Origin of the sequence: Pseudomonas tritici, assembly GCF_014268275.3 — a bacterium.
GTDB classification, from domain to species: Bacteria; Pseudomonadota; Gammaproteobacteria; order Pseudomonadales; family Pseudomonadaceae; genus Aquipseudomonas; species Aquipseudomonas tritici.
In genome coordinates this window covers 5,074,949-5,099,087 of the sequence record NZ_CP077084.1, presented here as the reverse complement: position 1 = coordinate 5,099,087, position 24,139 = coordinate 5,074,949, and the positions used below count along the sequence as shown (strand labels likewise).

Genomic DNA, 24,139 nt, shown 5'->3' with positions numbered 1-24,139 from the left:
TTTCCGCGAATAGAAAACCCGGCACCTTGCCGGGTTTTTTGTTTGCGGCAGCAGGTTAGAATCGCCCCTCGTTTTTTCCAGCGCTCGCCCGGAGGTCCCATGCAACACACCGACATCGACGGCGGCGCTTTACAGCGCTTTGATCTGGAAGACCTCATCGACCAGCACGGCGGGCCCTTACGCCTGATCGGCGTCGACCTGAGTGGCGCCGATCTGTCGCGCATGGTGCTGGATCACTGGGTGTTTGAACGCTGCATCCTCGTCCAGACCTCCTTCCTCGGTTCGCGCCTGGAAGGTACCCAGTGGAAAAGCTGTCGGGCCGGCCACGCCATATTTGAGGCGGCAAACCTACTGGAGGCGCAGTTCCACAGCTGCGACCTGAACAACACCCGCTGGCAGCGCAGCAAGCTGTCCCAGGCGAGCTTTGAACACTGCAAGTTGACCGGGGCCAACTTCACCCATTGCGCTTCCCTGGGCCTGAGCTTCAGCGAGACTCGACTGAACAGCGCTTTCCTGTCCGGGCTGTCGTTTGCGCGCACCGTACTGAATAACCTGGACTTCTCCGACAGCGATTTGTCGGACGCCGACTTTCGCAAGGCCGAACTGATCGACTGCAGCCTCGCCCACGCCCGTATCAACGGTGCCAATTTCGCCGGCGCCGATTTGCGCGGTGCGGATTTAAGCGGTTTCCGTCTCAATGATGCCAAACTGTTCAAAGGCGCTGTGATTTCCAAAGCCCAGGCCTCGATGTTGTTGTCCGAGTTGGGCTTGTCCGTTGCGTAAGGGTTTTGATTGATGCTGGTGATTTCCAACAACGTGCACTTGCCCGACGCCGAGATCGAGCTGACCGCCATTCGCGCCCAGGGCGCAGGTGGGCAGAACGTGAATAAGGTGTCGAGCGCGGTGCACCTGCGTTTTGACATTCCGGCGTCGTCGCTTCCGGAATTCTATAAGGAGCGGCTGCTGGCGCTGCGCGATAGCCGTATCACCAGCGAAGGCGTGCTGGTGCTCAAGGCCCAGCAATACCGGACCCAGGAACAAAATCGCACGGATGCGCTGGAGCGTTTGGTGGAGTTGATTCTCAGCGCCACCAAGGTCGAGAAGAAGCGCCGCCCGACCAAGCCGACCCTGGGCTCGAAAAAGCGTCGCCTCGAATCCAAGACCAAGCGTGGCAGCATCAAGGCCGGGCGCGGCAAGGTCGACTTTTAGTCGCCGCGCGCTTCACGGGCCTTGGGGGCCTGGCGGTACAAGTACACGCTCAGTAGCAAACCACCCAGGGCGGCGAGGGCGGCGAACAGGAAGATCGACGCAAAGCCGAAGCCAGCCGCCACGGCGCCGGCGAGCGGGCCAGTGATGCCCAGCGATAAATCGATAAACAGCGAATAGGCCCCCACCGCCGAGCCACGGCTGGACGCCGGTACCAGGTTAACTGCCTCCACCCCCAGCGCCGGAAACACCAGGGAAAAGCCGAAGCCGCTCAACGCCGCGCCGGCCAAGGCCAGGTTGGCGTCCGGCGCCAGCCACAGCAACAGAAGCCCTAGGATTTCCACGGACAGGCAGGCAATCGCCACGCGAAAACCGCCGATGCGGTTGATCAGGTTACCGAACAGCAAGCGCGCGCCGATGAAACTGGCGCCGAACAGGCTCAGGGCCCACACCGCGTTGTCCCAGTGCTGGGTGGTGTAATACAAGGTGATAAACGTGGCGATGGTGCCAAAGCCGATGGAGCCCAGCGCGAGGGCGCAGCCGTGGGGCAATACCCGGCCCAGCACATTCATGAACGGCAGGCGCACGCCAGTGACGATCGGCGCTGCGACTTTGTTCCAGGCCAGCAACAAGCCGACGACCGCCAGCAGGATGATGCTGACGCCCATGCTCCACAGCCCGAAGTTTCTCACCAGTAATACGCCCAATGGCGCGCCGACGGCCAAGGCGCCGTAGCTGGCAATGCCGTTCCAGGAGATGACTTTGGCGGTATTTGCCGCACCGACCCGGCCGATGCCCCAGCCGATGGCGCCCGAACCCACCAGGCTTTCAGCGCTGCCCAGCACCAGTCGGCCAATCAGCAGGCTGCAGAGGCTCACGGCAGGCACGCTTGAAAACCACGCCGCGAGCAGCATGAACACGCCGCTCAGGCCACAGCCCGCCAAACCGATCAGCACCGCACGCTTGCTGCCCAAGTTGTCGATGATTTTGCCCGCATAGGGGCGGCTCAGCAGGGTGGCCAGGTATTGCACGCTGATCACCAGGCCGGCAATCACCGCGCCGTAGCCCAGCTCACTGTGGACATAGCCTGGCAATACGGCCAGGGGAATGCCGATATTCAGGTAGCCGATAAAGGTGAACAGCACGATGGAAACAACTTGCAGCGTGACCGCCATGGGGCGCTGGGTATCTGGCATGGGGAGAGGTCCACTGTCGCAGCAGGTAAAGATAGGCTGCTAATGATACCGGTGGTTTGGCCCGCGCAGGGCGGTAAAACGCAAAAACCTCAGGTCACAAAGACCTCAGGTTTGCGCAGGGGCCAGCAATTGCGTGGTGACCAGGGCGGCCAGCGCGTTTTCCTGGGTGCCGAAGCGCTTGAGCAGCACGGCTTGCTTGTCGGCGCTGAGGCGGTTCCAGACCTCGACCATCTGCAGGGCAGCATCGAGTACGGCGGTGTCCGGGGGAGTGGGGGAGGAGTCAGTCATGGCAGGTATCTCGGATAATTCAGGCAGTGTGGAAAGCGCTCAAAGCTGCGCTTTCCACACGGTCTGGTACGGCGTCAGTCCTGGCTTTTGCTGTCGACTGGTTTTGCTTCTCTGGCCTCAGGCTGCTTGTCGCTGGCCTGCTGCGGTGTTGGCTGCTCTGTAGGGTGCAGGCTTGGGAAGGGGAGATTAGGTATCTCGTGCATCGTCGTCGCTCCTCGCAAGGTCTGTTTTTTCAATCGCAGGTGATTCCGCGCTCTCAAAAAGCCTTGGCAGGATACAGCACTGTAAATGACAAATAGACTTTTATCTCGACGGATAGGCGACCCTTCATCCTGCAAACGCAAGTGACATGGGGTCACACTTACCTTTAGAACGGCACTTTGCCCAGGATCATGTCGCGATACATCACAAAATCCCCGAGCAAGCTGTAGAACGGGTGCTGAAACGTCGCCGGGCGATTTTTTTCGAAGAAGAAGTGGCCGATCCACGCAAAGCTGTAGCCGGCAATTGGCACCGCAATCAGTAGGCCCAGCGAGCCTCTGCCGATGGCGTACGCCAAAATTCCGATCACCAGCGTGGTGCCGATAAAATGCAGGCGCCGGCACGTGCTGTTGCCGTGCTCGCTCAGGTAATAAGGATAGAACTCAGCAAAGCTATTGAATTGCTTGACGTTTTCCACAGTGACCGGCCCTTTGATTGTTATGCCGCCCAACAGGTGTTCGGCGGGGAGCTTATTTGAGTCTAGAGTGATCAGTAGTAACAGCCAGTGACAATAGACGCCACTTTAGTATCCTTGGCTTCCTGGCTGCCATTTGAACCTGCTTTTTTAAGAAGACGCCATGAGCGAACGAACAACTTCTGCAAGCTGGGCGATGGGGATCGTCAAGGCATTGGAAATGGACGGCCTGGATTGCCGCGCCTTGTTCAAGCAGCTCGGCCTGGACTACGCCGCCCTGAGTGAACCCGATGCGCGGTTTCCGCAAGACTCCATGACGCGCCTGTGGCAACGGGCGGTGGAGCTTTCAGGCAACCCGGCGATCGGCTTGAACATGGGTAAAGTGGTGCGCCCGGCGTCGTTTCATGTAGCTGGCTATGCACTGATGTCCAGCAATACCCTTGCCGAGGGCTTTATGCGCCTGGTGCGCTACCAGCGCATCATCGCCGAAAGTGCCGACCTGAGTTTCCGACTGATCCCCGAAGGTTATGCGCTGATTCTGACGGTGCATGGCGATCACCTGCCGCCCACCCGACAAAGCGCCGAAGCGTCGCTGGCCAGTGCCCTGGCCCTGTGCGGTTGGCTGACCGGCCGTACCCTGCAGCCGCGCAAGGTAGTGTTGCAGGGTGATCAACCGGCGGACCTGTCGCCCTACAAACAAGCCTTCCATGCACCTTTGGAATTCAACGCGCCCTATGACGCGCTGATTTTCGAGCGGGCCGACATGGACGCGCCGCTGCCCACGGCCAACGAGGCCATGGCGCTGCTGCATGATCGATTTGCCGGCGAATACCTGGCGCGTTTTTCGGAAAGCCGCGTGACCCACAAGGCACGGCAGGTGTTGTGCCGCCTGTTGCCCCAAGGTGAGCCCAAGCGAGAAGTGGTGGCCCAGACGTTGCACCTTTCCCAGCGCACCTTGCAGCGGCGTCTACAGGAGGAGGGCACCAGCTTCCAGACCCTGCTCGATGACACCCGTCGCGAACTGGCCGAGCAGTACCTGGCGCAGCCCAGCATGACGTTATTGGAAATCGCCTACCTGTTGGGTTTTGCCGACCCGAGCAACTTCTTTCGCGCGTTTCGTCGTTGGTTCGACGCCACGCCCGGCGAATACCGGGCGCGGTTGCTGGAAGCGTCGACCGTCAGTGACGCCAAAACGCCGGAATGCACAGAACAAAGACTGTAATGATCTCCAGCCGGCCCAACAGCATGCCGAGTGACAGAATCCACTTGGCCGCATCCGGCAGGCTGGCGAAGTTGCCCGCCGGGCCAATGGTTTCCCCCAGGCCCGGGCCGACGCCGGACACGGTACTGGCTGCGCCGGTCAAGGCGGTCATCCAGTCCAGTCCCAGCAGCGACAAGGCCAGGGCGATGGCGCAGATGGTGATGGCGAAGAAAAACGAGAACGTCAGGATCGAACGCACGATCTCTTCGTCAAGGCGATGGCCGTTGTACTTCTGCTTGATCACCGCGCGCGGGTGAATCAACTGGTTCAAGTTGGCCTTGAGCAGGATATAGGCGACCTGAAAGCGGAAGATCTTGATCCCACCCGCCGTAGAGCCTGAACAACCACCGATAAAGCCCAGGTAAAAGAACAGCATCAGTGAGAAGTTGCCCCACAGGCTGTAGTCCCCCAATGCAAAACCTGTGGTGGTGACCACCGAGGTCACGTTCAACGCCACATGACGCAGGGCGTCCAGCCAATGCAGGTTGGTGGTCCACCAGTACCAGGTGCCCAGTACCAGCCAGGTCACCAGCAACAATCCGAGCAAGCCTTGTACCTGCTGGTCCTTGATCAACGCCCGGCGGTTGCCGCGCAGCGTGGCCACGTACAGGGTGAACGGCAAGCTGCCGAGGATCATCACCACCACCGCCACCCAGTGCACCGCCGGTTGTTTCCAGTGGGCCAGGGATTCATCGGAGGTGGAGAACCCCCCGGTGGAAATCGCCGACATCGCGTGGTTGATCGCATCGAACAGGCCCATCCCGGCCCACCAGAACGCCAGGCTGCCGAGGATGGTGATACCGACGTAGGCCGCCACGATCAGCCGCGCCACCATGTGCGAGCGGGGCATGACCTTTTCCGAGCGGTCCGAGGATTCGGTCTGGAACAGGCGCATGCCACCGATACGCAGCAGTGGCAGGATCGCCACCGCCATGCCGATAAAGCCGATGCCACCCAGCCAGTGCAGCAGCGAGCGCCACATCAGGATGCCTGGCGACATGGCGTCCAGGCCGCTTAATACGGTGGAGCCGGTGGCGGTGATGCCGGACATGCTTTCAAAAAACGAGTCGGTGTAGCTGATGTGCTGGGTCAACAGAAACGGCAGCGCAGCAAAGATGCATACCACCACCCAGCTTGTAACGGTGAGTAGGTACATGTCCCGCGGGCGCAGGTGCACATGCTCGGGGCGACCCGGGATCACCAGGGCCAGGCCGGCGAGAAAGGTGATCATGCTGGCCCACAGGAAAGAGGGTAGGTCACGGGTGCGTTCGAAGATCACCAGGGTCGCCATTGGCACGACCATGGCGATCGCGAGGGTGATCAGGAAGATGCCGATGATGAAACCGATGATGCGTAGGGTCGGCAACGCCATGAAGTGAGCTCGGGGTTATTGGGTAGAGGCGCCATTCTACCTGCGGTGCAGGTCTTGTAAACCGGGGCGTCCGAGGCGAAACCGGTCAAGTGTGGGAGCCGGCTTGCCTGCGATAGCGGTGGGTCTGCGAAACATTCGTCAACTGACAGCTCGCTATCGCAGGCAAGCCAGCTCCCACAGGAGTTGTGTGGTAGCAGGTAGCGCGCACAAAAAAGGCGACCCGAAGGTCGCCTTTTTTAACGCGCTACTGATCAGAACTCGTGATCAGCGCTGTCCGGGTTCAAGTCGCTGATGCCCAGCTTGCCTGCCGCCGCTTCGATCGAACCGGTCTGCTTGACCAGCGCAGCGATGGCGTCACGCACGATCTGGTTGCCCGCATCGTTACCCGCAGCGATCAACTGGTCGTAGTGCTCACCCTTGTTGGCGTGGTCAACCATGACCTGGATCTTCGCTTCGGTGGCTGCCAGGTCCGCTTTCAGCGCGGTATCGGCAGCTGGATCGGCCTTGGCCACCAGGGACGACAGGCTGGCGCCGGTCATTTTGGTGCCGTCAACACGGGTGTACTCGCCCAGGTAGACGTTGCGGATACCCTTGGCGTCGTAGAAGTGCGAGTTGTGGGTGTTGTCGCTGAAGCAGTCCTGCTCGTCTTCCGGCGAGTTGGCTTCCAGGGAAACCTTCATGCGCTCACCGGCCAGCTCGCCGAGGGACAGGCTGCCCATGCCGAACAGCATCTTGCGCAGGCCGTCGGTGGCAGGTTCTGCCTCCAGGGTGGCGCGATAGTTGTCTTCGACGTTGGGTTTCCAGTTGCCGACCATTTCTTCCAGGTCGCTGACCAGCAGTTGAGTCACAGCGCTCAGGTAGGCACGGCGACGCTCGTTGTGGCCGCCGGTGGCACCGTCGCCGGTCAGGTAGTCCGACGCAGGACGGTTGCCGGCGCCTGGGCCGGTGCCGTTCAGGTCTTGGCCCCAGAGCAGGAATTCGATGGCGTGGTAACCGGTGGCGACGTTGGCCTCGGAACCGCCCAGCTCATTGAGGCTGGCGAGTTTTTCCGGGGTGATGTCCTTCACGTCGACCTTGTCTTCGCCGACCTGGATCTCGGTATTGGCGATGATGTTGGCGGTAGCGCCTGGGTTACCCAGGGCGTGCTCGTAGGACTTGTCGGTGTAGTCGATCAGGCCTTCGTCGAGCGGCCATGCGTTCACCTGGCCTTCCCAGTCGTCGATGATGGTGTTGCCGAAGCGGAACACTTCGCTCTGCAGGTACGGAACGCGGGCGGCCACCCAGGCGGTACGCGCGGCTTTCAGGGTTTCGTCGTTCGGCTTGGCGAGAAACGCGTCGATCGCGGTTTGCAGGGTTTTAGCGGTGGACTCGGCGTCGCTATAGACCGCAAACACCATGTCTGCGTAATGCGCGACCACGGCCTTGGCGGCTGCTTCGTCGACCTGGCCGGCAGGGGTGGCAGCGGCTGGAGCGGTGGTGCTGGCAGCCGGGGTCGGCGCCTGGTTTGCAGGGGCCTTGTCTTTACCTTCGCCGCAACCGGCGAGAGAAATGGCAATGGCCAGCAGACTGGCGGTGGCCAGGGGCATACGAATCATGGCGAACATCCTGCTTCGGTTGTTGAGAGGGCGCGCGGGGGCGCGCAAAACTGCGACATAATGCGAAAGATTTGCATTTTGTGTAAAGGGTTATACGCGGGAAATATTCAGTATCGTTATGCCAAGTCAGAGAATGGCGGCGTTATTGCGCTCCGACTGCTTCAAAAAAGCCGCCAGCTCTCGGGCCTGCAAGGGTTTGCTGTAGTGGTATCCCTGACCTTCATGGCAGCCTTCGGAGATGATGTAGGCCTCTTGCTCAGCGGTTTCCACGCCTTCGGCGATCACCTGCATGCCCAGGCTTTTGCCCAGCTGGATGATCGCGCGCACGATGGTGGCGTCGTCGTCATCGTCCAGCAGGTCCTGGACGAAGCTCTTGTCGATCTTGATCTTGTCCAAGGGCAGGCTTTTCAAATAGCTGAGGGATGAGTAGCCGGTGCCGAAGTCATCAATCGCGATCAACGCACCGGACCGGCGCAGGCTCAGCAGGTGCTGGGCGGCGGTGCTGATGTCTTCCATCAGGCCGGTTTCCGTGACTTCCAGTTCCAGGCTGCGCGGCGGCAAGCGGTAGATTTGCATCAGGTTATTAACCACCCGCGGCAATTCGGTGTGGTGCAACTGCACGGTGGACAGGTTGACCGCCATGCGCAGATCGGTAAAGCCCAGGTCGTGCCATTCGCGCAATTGGCGGCAGGCTTGGTCGAGTACCCACTCGCCTATCGGGATAATCGTGCCGTTCTGCTCCGCCAGCGGGATAAACAGGTCCGGCGGGACCAGGCCGTGTTCCGGATGCTCCCAGCGCAACAGGGCTTCCACGCCCACCACACGGTGGTCGCGGTAACTGATCTGCGGCTGGTACACCAGGTGGAATTGGTTGCGGCTGAGGGCGTCGCGCAGGTCTTTTTCCAGCTCCCGGCGGCGGCGCATCTCACTGTCGACGCTGGCGATATAGAACTGATAGCGATTGCGCGAGCGGGTCTTGGCCAGGGTCATGGTCTGTTCGGCTTTTTGCAGCAGCTTTTCAGTGCTGTCGCCGTCTTCTGGGAATAAGGTGATGCCGATGGTGGCGCGCAGGCGGATCCGTTCGTGGTCGAGGACGAAGTCTGCTTCCAGGTCATCAAGGATGCTTTGTGCCAGCTCGGCGGCCTCGTAAGGCTGTTCGATATCGGCTTGGACCAGCGCGAACTGGTCTCCGCCCAGACGGGCCAGGGTGCCGAGGCGCCCACTGTGCGCGCGTAAACGGTCGGCCAGCGCCAGCAGCAGTTTGTCACCGGCCTGGTAGGTGAACTGTTCGTTGACGCTTTTGAAATCATCCAGCCCCACGCACAACACCGCTACGCGCCGTTGTCGGCGGCCTGCGTCAATGAGGATCTTGTCCAGTTGCTCCTGCAGTTTCTGGCGGTTCGGTAAACCGGTCAGGAAGTCATACTGGGCCATGCGCAGCAGGCTGGTTTCGGCTTCATGGCGCAGGTGGGTATTGCGCTCGATGGACTCGAGCAGCTGGTTGGCGGTGTTGATCCACAGCCCCAATTCGTCGCGTTCGTGACCCTTGAGCTGCGGGATCTTGTGTTCGCTGGGCCGGTCCGGGTTGATCGACGTCAGGTGTTCGATAATCCGCGACAGCGGCTTGGTCAGCAGCCAGTGATAAACCAGGTAGAGCACCAGGCCCATGGCCAGGGCGCGCAATACACCGGAAATAAAGATGATCACCGAATTGACGATAAATCCCTGGCCATAGGTGGCCGTGTCGAGGGTGATACTCAGGTCGCCGTAATACTCGCTGTAGGGGCCTTTGCCGACCAGAGGCGTGGTAAACGTGCGTTCCTGGCCAAGAATCAGGTCGGTCAACCAGCGGCTCGGGGCGTGCTGCAAGGCGCGGCTCTTCTCGGCCAGCATGGTTTCGTTGGGGTGGCCGATGGACGCCATGCGCACCGCGTCATCCTGGAACAGGCCCTCAATCACTTGCATGCCCATTTCGCGGTCCAGGCTGTAGACGGCCTGGGTCGAGGGGTCGCGAAACATGTCGAGGATGCGCTGGGCATCGCCGGCCACGGCCTGGCGCGTCTTGTAGGCATCGAAAACGATCTGCGCCACGCTCAGCGCTACGCCCACGATCAATGCCGACAGCAGCACAACCCGTAGTAACTTCACCGACAAGCTGTTCTTGAGTTCCAGCTTCAAAGGGGCATTCCTTGTCTCATGCGGGTGGCCTTCAATATGCCATGAGTATTGGCAATCCCGTGAGGCCAGTCAAAGGAACATTAGGGCTGGAGACGTCTTGGCGGTGGGGAGGGAGAAAAAACCAGAAAAAACGGCGGATTTGCTCCGCCGCGTGGGGGGCTCGGCGTACGTGTGGTCAGGCAAATGCCTTTCCTACCGTGGCCGCTTTTATTGATAGGCTGAAATCTCGATCTTTGGTGGCGCCGGCGGCATCATGTCCTCGCCTGGTTTGCTGGGAGGGCTGGCAGCAGCGCCATCACCGCCACCCGCCCCGCCGGCGAGGCCTTTCATAAGTCCGGTGATTAATTGCATCGCCATCTGTGCGCCTGCTTTTCCGATTTCTTCCATCATTGATTCTCCAGAAGCGTGTGGGAGGGGTATTCCTCTCGCTGGATGGGTGGCACATTCCCTTCCGCGCGTTCCACGATTCTGGGCAGGTCGACGTTGTGGAACACCCACAAAAAAGCCCGGCAATCGCCGGGCCCTTTCTGCTGCAAGCGGTGCTTAGGCAGTGAAGGTTTTGCCTTCGAACTGCTCAGCCACGAACTTCCAGTTGACCAGGTTCCAGAACGCTTCCACATACTTTGGACGCACGTTACGGTAGTCGATGTAGTAGGCGTGTTCCCATACGTCGCAGGTCAGCAGCGGGGTGTCGCCGCTGGTCAGCGGGTTGCCGGCGCCGATAGTGCTGGCCAGGGCCAGGGAACCGTCAGCCTTTTTCACCAGCCAGCCCCAACCGGAACCGAAGGTGCCGACGGACGTTTTGGTGAACTCTTCCTTGAACTTGTCGAACGAACCAAACGCAGCGTTGATGGCTTCAGCCAGCGCGCCGGTAGGTTGGCCGCCGGCGTTTGGCGCCAGGCAGTTCCAGTAGAAAGTGTGGTTCCAGACCTGAGCAGCGTTGTTGAAGATGCCGCCCGAAGAGGATTTAACGATCTCTTCCAGGGTCTTGCCTTCGAACTCGGTGCCTGGCACCAGGTTGTTCAGGTTCACGACATAGGTGTTGTGGTGCTTGTCGTGGTGAAATTCCAAGGTTTCCTTGGAGATGTGCGGCTGCAGGGCATCGTGTGCGTAGGGCAGCGGCGGCAATTCGAAAGCCATGATGATTCTCCTAATCAGGTCAGTTGCGGTGAGCGCAAGGCCGATCACGGGCGGCCAAACAAGCGCCGGGGAGTTTGTACTCTTTGCGGCGCAGGGTCCGGATCATAGCACCGGGGGTGCGGCAAAACCACGCAACAACTGTGTGGGATAGAGGTTCCAGAGCGTTTTGGAATATTCCTCAGGCGCTGATCAATTGGTAGGCCACGCTGAACATCATCACCGCTACCAATAGGTCCAGCAGGCGCCAGGTGGCGGGGCGCGCCAGCCAGGGGGCCAGCCAGGCCGCGCCGAGTGCCAACGTGGCGAACCACAGGAACGAGGCGCTGGCGGCACCGGCCACATAGGCGCCGGGCTCGGTTTGCTGCGCGCCGAGAGAGCCGATCAGCAAAACAGTGTCCAGGTACACGTGAGGGTTGAGCAGCGTCACCGCCAAGGCACTGAGCAACACGGCGCGCAAGGAGCGCACCTTGAGGTTGTCGCCTTGTTCCAGGCTCTGTTTTGAACAGGCCCGACGCAGTGCGCAAGCCCCGTACCAGATCAGGAAAGCTGCGCCGCCCCAACGGGCAATCGCCAGCAGCAATGGGCTTTGTGCCAGCACTGTCGCTAATCCGAACACCCCGGCGGCTACTAGCAGGGCATCGCACACTATGCACAACGCCGCGACCGGCAAGTGATGCTCGCGACGCAGGCTTTGCGCCAATACAAAGGCATTCTGGGAGCCGATGGCCATGATCAGGCCGAGCGCGACCAGCAGGCCATTCAGATAACTTTGCCACATAGGGATTACTCCGTGTCCGCTGCCAAGAGAAGCGATGCTGGCTATTCTCTTGGCACAGGCTGTATAAGAAAAACAAATATTGCTGATCGCTCATTAGAGAAACTGATGTTCGACTATAAATTGCTTTCTGCCCTGGCGGCGGTGGTGGAACAGGCTGGCTTCGAGCGCGCCGCGCAAGTGTTGGGGCTCTCGCAATCGGCGATCTCCCAGCGCATCAAGTTGCTCGAGGCGCGCATCGGCCAGCCGGTGCTAGTGCGGGCCACGCCGCCGACGCCTACCGAGATCGGCCGTCGCCTGCTCAACCATGTGCAACAGGTGCGCCTGTTGGAACGCGACCTGCAAAGTCAGGTGCCGGCACTGGACGAGGAAGGCATGCCCGAGCGCCTGCGCATCGCGTTGAACGCCGATAGCCTGGCCACTTGGTGGGCAGAGGCCGTCAGCGATTTTTGCGCCGAACACCATTTGCTGCTGGATTTGGTGGTGGAAGACCAGACCGTGGGCCTCAAACGCATGCGTGCTGGCGAAGTGGCCGCCTGCATCTGCGCCAGCGAGCGCCCGGTTGCCGGGGCACGCAGCCTGTTGCTGGGCGCTATGCGCTATCGGGCGCTGGCCAGCCCGGCTTTTATAACCCGGCATTTTCCGGATGGCGTACGCGCAGATCAACTGGCGCGCACACCAGCACTGGTGTTCGGCCCGGATGATTTCCTGCAACACCGTTACCTGGCGTCCCTCGGCGTGGACGGTGGTTTCGAGCACCATTTGTGCCCTTCGTCCGAAGGCTTCATCCGTTTGACAGAAGCAGGCCTGGGCTGGGGGCTGGTGCCGGAATTGCAGGTGCGCGACCAACTGGAAAAGGGCGTATTGGTCGAGTTATTGCCAGATAAGCCCATCGACGTGCCGTTGTACTGGCATCATTGGCGCAGTGGCGGGCAACTGCTGGGCTTGTTGACGGATCACCTGGCCCAGGCATGTGGCCAATGGTTGGTGCCGTTGGAGTAATGGCGCGCGTCAAGGCAACAGCGATGAAAAACGAAAGCACACGGGGTAACACATGAAGATTCTGGTCACCGGCGCAAGCGGCTTCATTGGCGGGCGCTTCGCGCGTTTCGCCTTGGAGCAGGGCCTGGACGTGCGGGTCAACGGGCGGCGCGCTGAAGGTGTGGAACACCTGGTGAGGCGCGGCGCCGAGTTTATCCAGGGTGATCTGAATGACGCCGACCTGGTGCGCGGGCTGTGCCGCGATGTCGAAGCCGTGGTGCATTGCGCGGGTGCTGTCGGGCTGTGGGGGCGCTATCAGGACTTTCATCAAGGCAACGTGCAGGTCACTGAGAACGTGGTCGAGGCCTGCCTCAAGCAACGGGTCGGCCGACTGGTGCACTTGTCGTCGCCATCAATCTATTTTGACGGCCGCGGCCACCTGGGCCTGACCGAAGAGCAAGTCCCCAAGCGCTTCAAGCATCCCTATGCCGCCACCAAATACTTGGCGGAACAAAAGGTGTTCGGCGCCCAGGAGTTCGGCCTCGAAGTGCTGGCCCTGCGCCCGCGCTTCGTTACCGGCGCCGGCGACATGAGCATCTTCCCACGCCTGCTGAAAATGCAGCGCAAGAACCGCCTGGCTATCGTCGGCGACGGCCTGAACAAGGTCGATTTCACCAGCGTGCACAACCTCAATGAAGCGCTGCTCAGCAGCCTGCTCGCCACCGGTTCAGCACTGGGTAAGGCCTACAACATCAGCAACGGCACGCCAGTGCCGGTGTGGGATGTGGTGAACTACGTGATGCGCCAAATGGAGTTGCCGCAGGTAACGCGGTATCGGTCCTACGGTTTGTCCTACAGCGTGGCGGCCCTCAACGAGGCCTTCTGCGCGATGTGGCCCGGGCGTCCGGAGCCAGCATTGTCGCGCCTGGGCATGCAAGTCATGAACAAAGATTTCACGTTAGACATCAGCCGCGCCAGGCATTATCTGGACTACGAGCCCAAGGTCAGCCTGTGGACCGCCCTCGACGAGTTCTGCAGTTGGTGGAAGGCCCAGGACCCAGGGTTCAAGTGAGCACACAACAGGCAACACTTGGGGAACCGAATCTGGCCTTCCAGGTCGACCAGTGCGCCGGGAAGGCGGTTTATACTCCCGTCGCTCGCCATTTCACCGATTCAGGGTTGATTCATGCGCAACGATGCTAAAGACGACTTCGACAACGTTCCCAGCCTGCGGGCCGATGTCGGGGATGACGATGATTTCGAACCGACCCCGGCCACCTCGGTGCGTTCGCGCAACACGAAGGTAGTCAAGGTCAAGGGCGCCAGCACCGGCCCGTTATGGGCGTTGATCGGCGCGCTGCTGATCGCTTTTGCGGGCCTGGCCTGGTGGAGCTTCCAGCAGATTTCCCTGATGGGCCAGCAATTGGTTGCCACCCAGGAAAGTTTTGCGCGCATCAGCGAAGAAGCGGCGGGGCGCCTGCAGGATATTTCCGGCAAGGTGGTGGCCAGTGAAGCCAGCGTCAACAACGGCAGCGAAGCGTTGAAACTGCAGATCAAGCAGCTCGAAAGCCAGTTGTTGGAGCAGGGCAAACAGCAGGTCGGCGTGGCCGGCCAGGCCACCGAGTTGGATAAGCGGCTGGCGCAAATGACGGCCAGCACCACTGAACTCTCCAACGCCAACAGCAAGCTGCAAGGCCAGGTCCAGGCCCTGACCGACGCCGTGGCGACGCTTAAGGCGGCGCAAGGTGACGCAGGTAAGCGCGATGCCGAAATCAAGGAGCTTTCCGCTGACGTGGCCGCGTTGAAGAAACAGGGCAACCCAAGTGCGGCCATCGCCCGGATCGAGCAGGATCTGGTAGTGCTCAAAAGCGCGCAGGATAACCAGCCGGCCAACAGCGACGCGCCAACCAATAAAGAGTTCGACGTGTTCCGTATCCAGACCACGCGCAACATCACCACGTTGCAGAGCCAGGTGCAGAACCTGAACCAGCGGCTGAATGCGCCCGGCGGCGGCACACCACAGAGTCAATGATCGAAACCGGTTCAAGACACAAGCGGGCTTGCTCGCGAATGCGATGTATCAGTGACCCATCAGGCGACTGACACTCTGCATTCGCGAGCAAGCCCGCCCACCGTTGATTGGGGCGAAGCGCTGAATCGTGTCCAGGTTTTTAAATTGTCACTGTTCGGTGACATTTCCCATCCCCTTCGTTACTTGCCCCCGCCGCGCCCTTGTTTAGACTCCGGTCATCCCACAAAAAATAATAAGGGCCACCCATGACCACGCAACCACTGCCTGCCAGCAGTTGGCTGAACGCGCCTGCCCATCACGCTTGGCTCGCCGCTGAAGGCCAGCGCCTGCTGGCATTCGCCAAGGCATGTCGGCTGCCCGATGGTTTCGGCAACCTCGACGACAAAGGCCAACTGCCGGCCAATGCCCACGCCGAAACCATGAACACCGCCCGCATGACCCACAGCTTTGCCATGGCCCACGCCCTGGGTTTGCCAGGGTATGCCGAGTTGGTCGCACACGGTGTCGCAGCCCTCAGTGGCCCGCTGCGCGACGCTGAGCACGGAGGCTGGTTCGCCGCACCCCAGGCCATCGATGGCAACCGTGGCAAGGCTGCTTACCTGCACGCCTTTGTCGCCCTGGCCGCCAGCTCGGCGGTGGTAGCCGGCGCTCCCGGCGCACAAAACCTGTTGAACGACGCCATCCATATCATCGACCAGTTTTTCTGGAGCGAGGAGGAGGGCGTGATGCTTGAGTCGTTCGCCCAAGACTGGAGCGGCGTCGAGGCCTACCGCGGCGCCAACAGCAACATGCACGCCACCGAAGCCTTCCTCGCCTTGGCCGATGTCACCGGCGATACACGCTGGCTGGACCGCGCGCTGCGGATCGTCGAGCGTGTGATCCACACCCACGCCGCCGGTAACCAGTTCATGGTGATCGAGCATTTCGACGCGCATTGGCAACCGCTGCTCGGTTACAACGAAGACAACCCCGCCGACGGCTTCCGCCCCTACGGCATCACGCCCGGCCACGGCTTCGAGTGGGCGCGGCTGGTGCTGCACCTGGAGGCAGCGCGCCTGCAAGCCGGGCTCGTCACACCAGAATGGTTGGTGACCGACGCCAAGGGCCTGTTCGCCAGCGCCTGCGAATATGCCTGGTCCGTGGATGGCGCCCCCGGCATCGTCTACACGCTGGACTGGAACCACCGCCCGGTGGTGCGCGAACGCCTGCACTGGACCCACGCCGAAGCCAGCGCCGCTGCCCAGGCGCTGCTCAAGCGTACCGGCGAGTTGCACTACGAAACGTGGTACCGGCGCTTCTGGGAGTTTTGCGAGGCCCACTTTATCGATCGTCTCCACGGCAGTTGGCACCACGAACTCAGCCCGCACAACCAACCCAGCAGCAACATCTGGGGCGGCAAGCCAGACCTGTACCATGCTTGGCAAGCGGTCGTGCTGCCTGCACTGCCCTTGGCACCGAGTATGGCCAGTGCCATCGGGGCTGGGTGTTATGTCACCAGTTGGTGACATTTGTGCATCCCTTTGTTACCTGCGCCTCAAAAATCCATGTTTAAACTCCGTGCAGCGCAAGCTTAAGACTTGCATGCATAACAACAAGAAAGGTATTCAGATGAACGCGATTAATCGCCTCGCCGTAGCTATTTCCATTGCCTCGTTGTTTCCCCTCAGTGCATTTGCCGCCGACTCGAAAGGGACGGTTGAAGTTGTGCATTGGTGGACCTCGGGCGGTGAAAAAGCGGCTGTAGATGTCCTGAAGGCCCAAGTTGAGAAAGACGGTTTCATCTGGAAAGACGGTGCCGTCGCAGGTGGCGGTGGCGCAACGGCCATGACCGTGCTGAAAAGCCGCGCGGTCGCCGGCAACCCGCCCGGCGTTGCCCAGATCAAAGGCCCCGACATCCAGGAATGGGCGTCCACCGGCCTGCTCGACACCGACGTTCTGAAATCTGTCGCCAAAGACGAAAAATGGGACTCCCTGCTCGACAAGAAAGTCTCCGACACCGTGAAGTACGACGGTGACTACGTTGCCGTACCGGTCAACATCCACCGCGTGAACTGGCTGTGGATCAACCCGGAAGTCTTCAAGAAAGCCGGCATCACCAAGAACCCAACCACCCTCGAAGAATTCTACGCAGCGGGCGACAAGCTCAAGGCCGCGGGCTTCATTCCGCTCGCCCATGGTGGCCAGCCGTGGCAGGACAGCACCGTTTTCGAAGCCGTCGTCCTGTCGGTGATGGGGGCCGATGGCTACAAGAAAGCCCTGGTCGACCTGGATAACGCTGCACTGACCGGTCCGGAAATGGTCAAGTCGCTGACCGAGCTGAAGAAAGTCGCGACCTACATGGACGTCGACGGCAAAGGCCAGGACTGGAACCTCGAAGCGGGCAAAGTCATCAACGGCAAGGCTGGCATGCAGATCATGGGTGACTGGGCCAAGTCCGAGTGGACCGCCGCCAAGAAAGTCGCCGGCAAGGACTACGAGTGCGTAGCTTTCCCAGGCACCGACAAAGCCTTCACCTACAACATCGACTCCCTGGCGGTGTTCAAGCAGAAAGACAAAGGCACTGCGGCAGGTCAGCAGGATATTGCCAAAGTCGTGCTGGGTGAAAACTTCCAGAAAGTGTTCAGCATCAACAAGGGTTCGATCCCTGTGCGTAACGACATGCTGACCAAAATGGATTCGTACGGCTTCGACTCGTGCGCCCAGACCGCTGCCAAGGACTTCCTGGCAGACGCCAAGACCGGCGGCCTGCAGCCAAGCATGGCGCACAACATGGCCACGACCCTGGCTGTGCAAGGTGCGTTCTTTGACGTCGTGACCAACTACATCAACGACCCGAAAGCTGACCCGGCCGACACCGCCAAGAAACTCGGCGCTGCGATCAAGTCGGCTAAGTAAGGCCAGGTAGCGGCTTTTTGTAGGAGCCGGGCTTGTGTGGGAGCGGGCTTGCTCGCGAAGGCATCACCGCGGTGTAACGGTTACACCGCGTCGCCTGCTTCGCGAGCAAGCCCGCTCCCACAAAGCCAGCGTCACAAGGTTTATTGGCTGGTCCTTTTTCCCTGTATTGGATTTCCCCATGAGTTCTGTTGCTGTCTTCAGCAAAGCCTCGCCGTTCGATGCACTGCAGCGCTGGCTACCCAAACTGGTGCTGGCGCCCAGCATGTTCATCGTGTTGGTGGGCTTCTACGGCTACATCCTGTGGACGTTTGTACTGTCGTTCACGACGTCTACGTTCCTGCCAAGCTACAAATGGGCGGGTCTCGCGCAGTATGAGCGTTTGTTCGACAACGACCGCTGGTGGGTCGCGAGCAAGAACCTGGCCCTGTTTGGCGGGATGTTTATCGGCATCACCCTGGTGATCGGCGTGACACTGGCGATCTTCCTCGACCAGAAAATCCGTCGCGAAGGCTTTATCCGCACCATTTACCTGTACCCGATGGCGCTCTCTATGATCGTCACCGGTACGGCCTGGAAATGGCTGCTCAACCCGGGCATGGGCCTGGACAAACTCCTGCGTGACTGGGGCTGGGAAGGCTTCCGTCTCGACTGGCTGATCGACCCGGACCGCGTGGTCTATTGCCTGGTGATCGCCGCGGTATGGCAAGCCTCGGGCTTCATCATGGCGATGTTCCTTGCGGGCCTGCGTGGCGTTGATCAATCGATCATCCGCGCTGCGCAGATCGACGGCGCAAGCCTGCCGCGCATCTACTGGAGCGTGGTGCTGCCAAGCCTGCGTCCGGTGTTCTTCAGTGCGGTGATGATCCTGGCGCACATTGCGATCAAGAGTTTCGACCTGGTGGCGGCGATGACGGCTGGCGGCCCCGGCTACTCGTCCGACCTGCCTGCGATGTTCATGTACTCGTTCACCTTCAGCCGTGGCCAGATGGGCATGGGCTCGGCCAGTGCAATCCTGATGCTCGGTGCGATCCTCGCGATCATCGTGCCTTACCTCTACTCCGAGCTGAGGACCAAACGTAATGACTAGTCTCGTCTCCAAATCGCCCATCAGCCTGAGTCGCATCGCGATCTATGCGGTGTTGATTCTCGCCGTGCTGCTGTACCTGGTGCCGCTGGTGGTGATGTTGCTCACCAGCTTCAAGACCCCGGAAGACATCAGCACCGGCAACCTGCTGAGCTGGCCGACCGTGGTCTCCGGCATCGGCTGGGTCAAGGCCTGGGCCACCGTGGATGGCTACTTCTGGAACTCGATCAAGATCACCGTGCCCGCTGTGCTGATCTCCACCGCCATCGGTGCGTTGAACGGCTACGTGCTGTCGTTCTGGCGCTTCCGGGGTTCGCAGTTGTTCTTCGGTCTGTTGTTGTTCGGTTGCTTCCTGCCGTTCCAGACCGTGCTGCTGCCGGCTTCCTTCACCCTCGGCAAGATGGGCCTCGCCAGCACCACCACCGGCCTGGTGTTTATCCATGTGGTCTACGGCCTGGCGTTCACCACGCTGTTTTTCCGTAATTACTACGTCAGCATTCCGGATGCGCTGATCAAGGCGGCACGCCTGGACGGTGCCGGTTTCTTCACCATTTTCCGCCTGATCATCCTGCCGATGTCGACCCCGATCATCATGGTCTGCCTGATCTGGCAGTTCACCCAGATCTGGAACGACTTTCTGTTCGGCGTGGTGTTCTCCAGTGGCGACTCCCAGCCCATCACGGTGGCGCTGAACAACCTGGTCAACACCAGCACCGGGGCCAAGGAATATAACGTGGATATGGCGGCGGCGATGATCGCCGGGCTGCCGACCCTGCTGGTCTATGTGATCGCAGGCAAGTATTTCGTGCGCGGCCTCACGGCCGGCGCGGTCAAGGGGTAATCATGGCTACGCTTGAACTTCGCAATGTAAACAAGACCTATGGCGCCGGCCTGCCCGACACCTTGAAGAACATCGAACTGTCGATCAAGGAAGGCGAATTCCTGATCCTGGTCGGCCCTTCGGGGTGCGGCAAATCCACGCTGATGAACTGCATCGCGGGCCTGGAAACCATCACCGGCGGCGCGATCATGATCGGTGATCAAGACGTGAGCGGCATGAGCCCCAAGGATCGCGACATCGCCATGGTGTTCCAGTCCTACGCGCTGTACCCGACCATGAGCGTGCGCGAGAACATCGAGTTCGGCCTCAAGATCCGCAAGATGCCCCAGGCCGAGATCGACACTGAAGTGGCGCGCGTGTCCAAGCTGCTGCAGATCGAACACCTGCTCAACCGCAAGCCGGGCCAGCTCTCTGGCGGGCAGCAACAGCGTGTTGCGATGGGCCGTGCGTTGGCGCGCCGGCCGAAGATCTACCTGTTCGACGAACCGCTGTCCAACCTCGACGCCAAGCTGCGCGTTGAGATGCGCACCGAAATGAAACTGATGCACCAGCGCCTCAAGACCACCACGGTCTACGTGACCCACGACCAGATCGAAGCGATGACCCTGGGCGACAAAGTGGCGGTGATGAAGGACGGCATCATCCAACAATTCGGCACGCCGAAAGAAATTTACAACGACCCGGCCAACCTGTTTGTGGCAAGCTTTATCGGTTCACCACCAATGAACTTCGTTCCTATGCGCCTAAAACGCAAGGAAGGTCGTTTGGTCGCGCTGCTCGACAGCGGCCAGGCCCGTTGCGAATTGCCGTTAGGCATGAACGACGCAGGCCTGGAGGACCGTGATGTGATTCTGGGCCTGCGCCCGGAGCAGATCGTGTTGGCGGCGGGTGAGGGCAACGGTTCGTCGAGCATTCGCGCTGAAGTCCAGGTCACCGAACCGACCGGTCCGGACACCCTGGTGTTCGTGCAGCTCAATGACACCAAGGTCTGCTGCCGTTTGGCGCCGGATGTGGCGCCCCAGGTCGGCGAGACCCTGACCCTGCAATTTGATCCGGCCAAGGTATTGCTGTTCGACGCCAACACTGGCGAACGCCTAGGCACTGCTTCTTCATTGCCCGCACAGGGGCATGCCGACAACGTGGCCCAATTCAAAGGCCGCTGAAGCAGCTAAGTTGTTGTTTTAAATAAAAAAGTAACCCGCGTTAGATAAAAACAGTTTAATAACAATAAAGACGAGGATGTAGGGATGAAAAAGCAACACAACAACACTCGGCTGATCTGCCAAATGTCAGCTGCAGCAGCCCTGGTTTTGTCCGCCAATGCGATGGCGGCCGATGCATTCAGTGCCGACTCCAAGTGGATGACCGGCGATTGGGGTGGTGAGCGTACCAAGCTGATCGAGCAAGGTATCGACATCAAGGCTGACTACGTAGGGGAAATGGGCGCCAACCTGCGCGGCGGCTACAACGACGACAGGACCGGCCGTTACTCTGACCAGTTCGGTCTGGGCGTAGCGCTGGACCTGCAAAAGCTGTGGGGCTGGGATAACACCCAGGCCAAGATCCAGTTCACCAACCGTAATGGTCAGAATATCTCCAACGACCGCATCGGCGACCCACGTGCCGGCACGCTCAGTTCGTCGATGGAAGTCTACGGCCGTGGCCACATGGTGCGTCTGACCCAGTTCTGGATTCAGCACCAGATGTTCGACAACAAGCTGGACGTCAAACTCGGCTACTTCGGTGAAGGCGAAGACTTCAACACCTTCCCGTGCGACTTCCAGAACCTGTCGTTCTGCGGCTCCCAGGTCGGCAACTATGTAAATACCTGGTACAACTGGCCCGTCAGCCAGGCCGCGATCCGCGTGAAGTACAACATCACGCCTGAGCTGTATGCGCAAATCGGTGCCTACAACCAGAACCCATCGCAGCTTGAGCACGGCAACGGCTTCAAGCTCAGCGGCAGCGGCACCAAGGGCACCGTGATTCCGGTGGAATTGGTCTGGTCGCCGAAGGTCAACAACCTGCCGGGCGAATACCGTGTGGGTTACTACAAGAGCGCGGCTGATGCTGCCGACGTACGTGAAGACGTGAACGGCAACGATGCGGCTACCACTGGCGCCGCGTACCGTACCCGCAGCAGCAAGAAAGGCTACTGGTTTGTTGCCCAACAGCAACTCACCACGCATAACGGCGACGCTTCCCGCGGCTTGAATATCGCGGCCAACGCCACCTTCCACGACAAAGAAACCAACCTGGTCGACAACTATCAGTCGTTGATGCTGGTGTACAAAGGCCCATTCGACGCGCGTCCAAAAGATGATGTCGGCATTGGTGCTGCTCGCCTGCACGTCAACGATGACGTGAAGAAAAACGCTGAGCTGCTGAACGTCGCCAATGGCGTGAATGATTACGACAATGCGCTGTTCTCGCCCATTCGCGAGACCGAGTACAACTTCGAAATCAACTACGGCTTCCACGTTACCAACTGGCTGACCGTGCGTCCTAACCTGCAATACGTCGTCCAGCCTGGCGGCGTGGATAAAGTCGACAACGCGCTCGTGGCGGGTCTGAAAATTCAGTCTACGTTCTAACGCTGTTGCGATAAGCTCCTCTCTCTGTGCGCATTTTGCGGGTAGCCATGGCTATCCGCTTTTTTTTGGGTCGCATTGTGAAGATATTCAGGACCGTGGCACATGCATGAGCAACCGCTGCAACGCTTTTTCAAATCCCTGCGCGAGCGTCCGGTGTTCGCCTGGGAGCGCTTTCAGATGCGCGACGTGTTGGTGATCGACCATCCGCTGTGCCAGGCGGTGTTCAGTCGCCAGGGCGCGCAGCTGTTGCACTTCCAACCCCGTGGCCAGAAACCCTGGCTGTGGTGTGCAGCCAAATGGCCACAGGTCGGTGCCATTCGTGGTGGCGTACCGGTGTGCTGGCCGTGGTATGGCCGCCACCCGAGCGAAAATGCGTGGCCGTCCCATGGCTGGGCGCGGCTGATCGACTGGAAGCTGCTCGACAGCAGCACCGACGATGAGGGCGTGCGCCTGCATTGGCAATTGCAGTTGTGCGACTGGCAGGTCGACCTGCACGCGCACCTCGGGGAGACCCTGGAACTGCGCCTGAGCACCGAGCACCAGGACGAGCTCCCGTGCCAGCTGAGCCATGCTTTGCACGCTTATTGGCGTATTGGTCACGTTGATGAGGTAGCGCTGTCTGGGCTTGATGGCGCGCAAGGTTACGACCAGCTCAATCGCCAGGTTTGCCAGCAGGAAGGTGAGCTAAGGGTAGAGGGCGGGTGCCAGCGGGTGTTCCAGCACGAGGGTGAGTTGCAGCTCAAGGATCACGCCTGGCAGCGTGAACTGTGCATTGATACGGGTGACAGCGCTGACACGGTGGTGTGGCATCCCGGCAGCCGGCCGCTGTTGGGGGTGAGCTTTAACGAGGCGTCGGGGTTTGTGTGCGTGGAGTCGGCGATGGCCGGGGCCAGTTTGGCGCCGGGGGAGAGGGCGCATTTGAGTTTGCAGGCTAGAGCCGGGGTTTAACGGTGTGGCTGATGGCACCATCGCGGGCAAGCCCGCTCCCACAGGGGAGTGCATTCCAAATGTGGGAGCGGGCTTGCCCGCGATTAGGCCAGTAGTGCCACCTCAAATGTGTGTTTAGTTAAACTCATCGCCCACCGGATACCGGCTGTCATTCAAGCTTTCCTTGATCTTGCGCAAATGCGGCTGGAAATCCACGCCACGACGCAAAGTCATGCCGGTCGCCAACACATCCAGCACCGTCAATTGGATGATCCGCGAGGTCATCGGCATGTAGATGTCGGTGTCTTCCGGCAGCGGAATGTTCAGGCTTACCGTACTGGCCTTGGCCAGCGGCGAATTCTCAGCCGTCACGCCCAGCACGGAAGCGCCGTTTTCCCGTGCGATCCGCGCCACTTCCACCAGCTCACGGGTACGCCCGGTGTAGGAAATGATCACGAACAACTCGCCTGTGTGCGCCACCGAGGCGATCATGCGCTGCATCAGCACGTCGGCGTGGGCGGTAACAGCCAAGTTGAAACGGAAGAACTTGTGCAGCGCATCCATGGCCACCGGGGCCGAAGCGCCCAGGCCGAAGAAGTGGATCTGCCGTGCCTGGATCAACAAATCCACGGCTTTGCTGATCAGGGCAGGGTCCAGCGCCTGGCAGGCACTGTCCAGCGAGGCGATGGCGCTGCCGAAGATTTTCTGGGTGTAGGCCTCAGGGTTATCATCGGCCTCCACCGCGCGGCTGACATACGCCGCGCCACTGGCCAGGCTTTGCGCCAGCTGCAATTTCAGTTCAGGGTAACCGCTCACGCCGAACGAACGGCAGAAACGGTTGACCGTCGGTTCACTGACCGAGGCAGCCTGGGCGAGGGCGGCAATGGAGAAGCGGGTCGCCTGCTGCGGGTTGAGCAGGATGACCTCGGCGACTTTTTTCTCGGCCTTGTTTAATTCTTCGAGGCGGTTCCGGATCTGTTCCAGAAGATTTCGCACGCGGTCCATTCAGTCTTTCCTTCGGGCGACGATGCAAATAAAAGGTGGCGACCAATCGATGAGTGGTCTTTTGCGGTGGCCTATCCTACTGAGGGTAGCTGA

The 24,139-nt window shown here is 60.3% G+C and carries 23 protein-coding genes; 13 read left to right on the top strand and 10 right to left on the bottom strand.

The genetic code is table 11. From position 1 onward, the window contains the following. The first annotated feature begins 99 nt into the window (after positions 1–99). Positions 100–783 carry a pentapeptide repeat-containing protein gene (locus tag HU722_RS23225; RefSeq protein ID WP_065889922.1) on the top strand — a complete coding sequence of 228 codons (684 nt, stop codon included), beginning with the start codon at positions 100–102 and terminating at the stop codon, positions 781–783. A gap of 12 nt (positions 784–795) precedes the next feature. Continuing rightward, positions 796–1,209 carry an alternative ribosome rescue aminoacyl-tRNA hydrolase ArfB gene (gene arfB, locus HU722_RS23220; protein WP_065873567.1) on the top strand — a complete coding sequence of 138 codons (414 nt, stop codon included), beginning with the start codon at positions 796–798 and terminating at the stop codon, positions 1,207–1,209. Here the strand turns inward: arfB and HU722_RS23215 are convergent. From HU722_RS23215 to HU722_RS23205, 3 genes are all read right to left on the bottom strand, one after another. Then, positions 1,206–2,402: an MFS transporter gene (locus tag HU722_RS23215; RefSeq protein ID WP_065889921.1), complete on the bottom strand. Its 1,197-nt coding sequence runs from the start codon at positions 2,400–2,402 to the stop codon at positions 1,206–1,208. The genes arfB and HU722_RS23215 overlap by 4 nt on opposite strands. 105 nt (positions 2,403–2,507) lie before the next feature. Beyond that, complete coding sequence (locus tag HU722_RS23210; protein WP_065873565.1) at positions 2,508–2,690, bottom strand: hypothetical protein; 183 nt, start codon at positions 2,688–2,690, stop codon at positions 2,508–2,510. Between the two features lie 367 nt (positions 2,691–3,057). Further along, positions 3,058–3,369 carry an Mpo1-like protein gene (locus HU722_RS23205; protein ID WP_049711785.1) on the bottom strand — a complete coding sequence of 104 codons (312 nt, stop codon included), beginning with the start codon at positions 3,367–3,369 and terminating at the stop codon, positions 3,058–3,060. Between the two features lie 160 nt (positions 3,370–3,529). On the opposite strand from HU722_RS23205, the gene HU722_RS23200 reads away from it, so the two are divergent. Continuing rightward, complete coding sequence (locus HU722_RS23200) at positions 3,530–4,588, top strand: AraC family transcriptional regulator (RefSeq protein WP_065889915.1); 1,059 nt, start codon at positions 3,530–3,532, stop codon at positions 4,586–4,588. Here the strand turns inward: HU722_RS23200 and HU722_RS23195 are convergent. From HU722_RS23195 to HU722_RS23170, 6 genes are all read right to left on the bottom strand, one after another. Continuing rightward, positions 4,545–5,999 (bottom strand): TrkH family potassium uptake protein, encoded by a 1,455-nt coding sequence (locus HU722_RS23195; protein ID WP_065873563.1) that lies wholly within the window; start codon positions 5,997–5,999, stop codon positions 4,545–4,547. The two genes, HU722_RS23200 and HU722_RS23195, sit on opposite strands and share 44 nt — an antisense overlap. 251 nt (positions 6,000–6,250) lie before the next feature. Further along, the gene (locus tag HU722_RS23190) at positions 6,251–7,594 is read right to left on the bottom strand and encodes an imelysin family protein (RefSeq protein WP_049711788.1); all 1,344 of its coding nucleotides are present in this window, start codon (positions 7,592–7,594) and stop codon (positions 6,251–6,253) included. A gap of 126 nt (positions 7,595–7,720) precedes the next feature. Further along, positions 7,721–9,772, bottom strand: a complete 2,052-nt coding sequence (locus tag HU722_RS23185) for a putative bifunctional diguanylate cyclase/phosphodiesterase (RefSeq protein WP_065873561.1) — start codon at positions 9,770–9,772, stop codon at positions 7,721–7,723. Between the two features lie 207 nt (positions 9,773–9,979). Continuing rightward, a complete protein-coding gene (locus HU722_RS23180) occupies positions 9,980–10,162 on the bottom strand; it encodes a hypothetical protein (protein WP_065881025.1) in 183 nt (60 codons plus the stop codon). 153 nt (positions 10,163–10,315) lie between these two features. Then, on the bottom strand, positions 10,316–10,912 hold the full coding sequence (locus HU722_RS23175) for a superoxide dismutase (protein WP_017125974.1): 597 nt from the start codon (positions 10,910–10,912) through the stop codon (positions 10,316–10,318). Positions 10,913–11,090: 178 nt separating this feature from the next. Next, positions 11,091–11,690, bottom strand: coding sequence for a LysE/ArgO family amino acid transporter (locus HU722_RS23170; RefSeq protein ID WP_065881027.1), 600 nt, complete (start codon positions 11,688–11,690; stop codon positions 11,091–11,093). Positions 11,691–11,795: 105 nt separating this feature from the next. Here HU722_RS23170 and HU722_RS23165 point away from each other — a divergent pair, with 105 nt between their 5' ends. The 10 genes from HU722_RS23165 to HU722_RS23120 all read left to right on the top strand — a co-directional run bounded on the left by HU722_RS23165 (position 11,796) and on the right by HU722_RS23120 (position 23,062). Further along, complete coding sequence (locus tag HU722_RS23165) at positions 11,796–12,689, top strand: LysR family transcriptional regulator ArgP (protein ID WP_065873557.1); 894 nt, start codon at positions 11,796–11,798, stop codon at positions 12,687–12,689. 52 nt (positions 12,690–12,741) lie between these two features. Then, positions 12,742–13,740, top strand: coding sequence for an NAD-dependent epimerase/dehydratase family protein (locus HU722_RS23160; RefSeq protein ID WP_065889913.1), 999 nt, complete (start codon positions 12,742–12,744; stop codon positions 13,738–13,740). 114 nt (positions 13,741–13,854) lie between these two features. Further along, the gene (locus tag HU722_RS23155; protein WP_065889911.1) at positions 13,855–14,700 is read left to right on the top strand and encodes an ATPase; all 846 of its coding nucleotides are present in this window, start codon (positions 13,855–13,857) and stop codon (positions 14,698–14,700) included. Between the two features lie 245 nt (positions 14,701–14,945). Beyond that, positions 14,946–16,205: a D-mannose isomerase gene (locus HU722_RS23150; protein WP_065889909.1), complete on the top strand. Its 1,260-nt coding sequence runs from the start codon at positions 14,946–14,948 to the stop codon at positions 16,203–16,205. Between the two features lie 103 nt (positions 16,206–16,308). Then, positions 16,309–17,595: an ABC transporter substrate-binding protein gene (locus HU722_RS23145; protein ID WP_065873635.1), complete on the top strand. Its 1,287-nt coding sequence runs from the start codon at positions 16,309–16,311 to the stop codon at positions 17,593–17,595. A 178-nt stretch (positions 17,596–17,773) separates the two neighbouring features. Further along, a complete protein-coding gene (locus HU722_RS23140; protein ID WP_003175732.1) occupies positions 17,774–18,682 on the top strand; it encodes a carbohydrate ABC transporter permease in 909 nt (302 codons plus the stop codon). Next, on the top strand, positions 18,675–19,520 hold the full coding sequence (locus HU722_RS23135; RefSeq protein WP_065873551.1) for a carbohydrate ABC transporter permease: 846 nt from the start codon (positions 18,675–18,677) through the stop codon (positions 19,518–19,520). The genes HU722_RS23140 and HU722_RS23135 overlap by 8 nt, the downstream gene beginning before the upstream one ends. A gap of 2 nt (positions 19,521–19,522) precedes the next feature. Continuing rightward, complete coding sequence (locus tag HU722_RS23130; protein WP_065873550.1) at positions 19,523–20,683, top strand: ABC transporter ATP-binding protein; 1,161 nt, start codon at positions 19,523–19,525, stop codon at positions 20,681–20,683. Positions 20,684–20,767: 84 nt separating this feature from the next. Next, positions 20,768–22,114 (top strand): carbohydrate porin, encoded by a 1,347-nt coding sequence (locus HU722_RS23125; RefSeq protein WP_015885551.1) that lies wholly within the window; start codon positions 20,768–20,770, stop codon positions 22,112–22,114. 102 nt (positions 22,115–22,216) lie between these two features. Beyond that, on the top strand, positions 22,217–23,062 hold the full coding sequence (locus HU722_RS23120; protein ID WP_065873549.1) for a D-hexose-6-phosphate mutarotase: 846 nt from the start codon (positions 22,217–22,219) through the stop codon (positions 23,060–23,062). 114 nt (positions 23,063–23,176) lie between these two features. Here HU722_RS23120 and HU722_RS23115 read toward each other — a convergent pair whose 3' ends face one another. Continuing rightward, positions 23,177–24,037: a MurR/RpiR family transcriptional regulator gene (locus HU722_RS23115; protein ID WP_170039859.1), complete on the bottom strand. Its 861-nt coding sequence runs from the start codon at positions 24,035–24,037 to the stop codon at positions 23,177–23,179. Between the last annotated feature and the right edge of the window lie 102 nt (positions 24,038–24,139).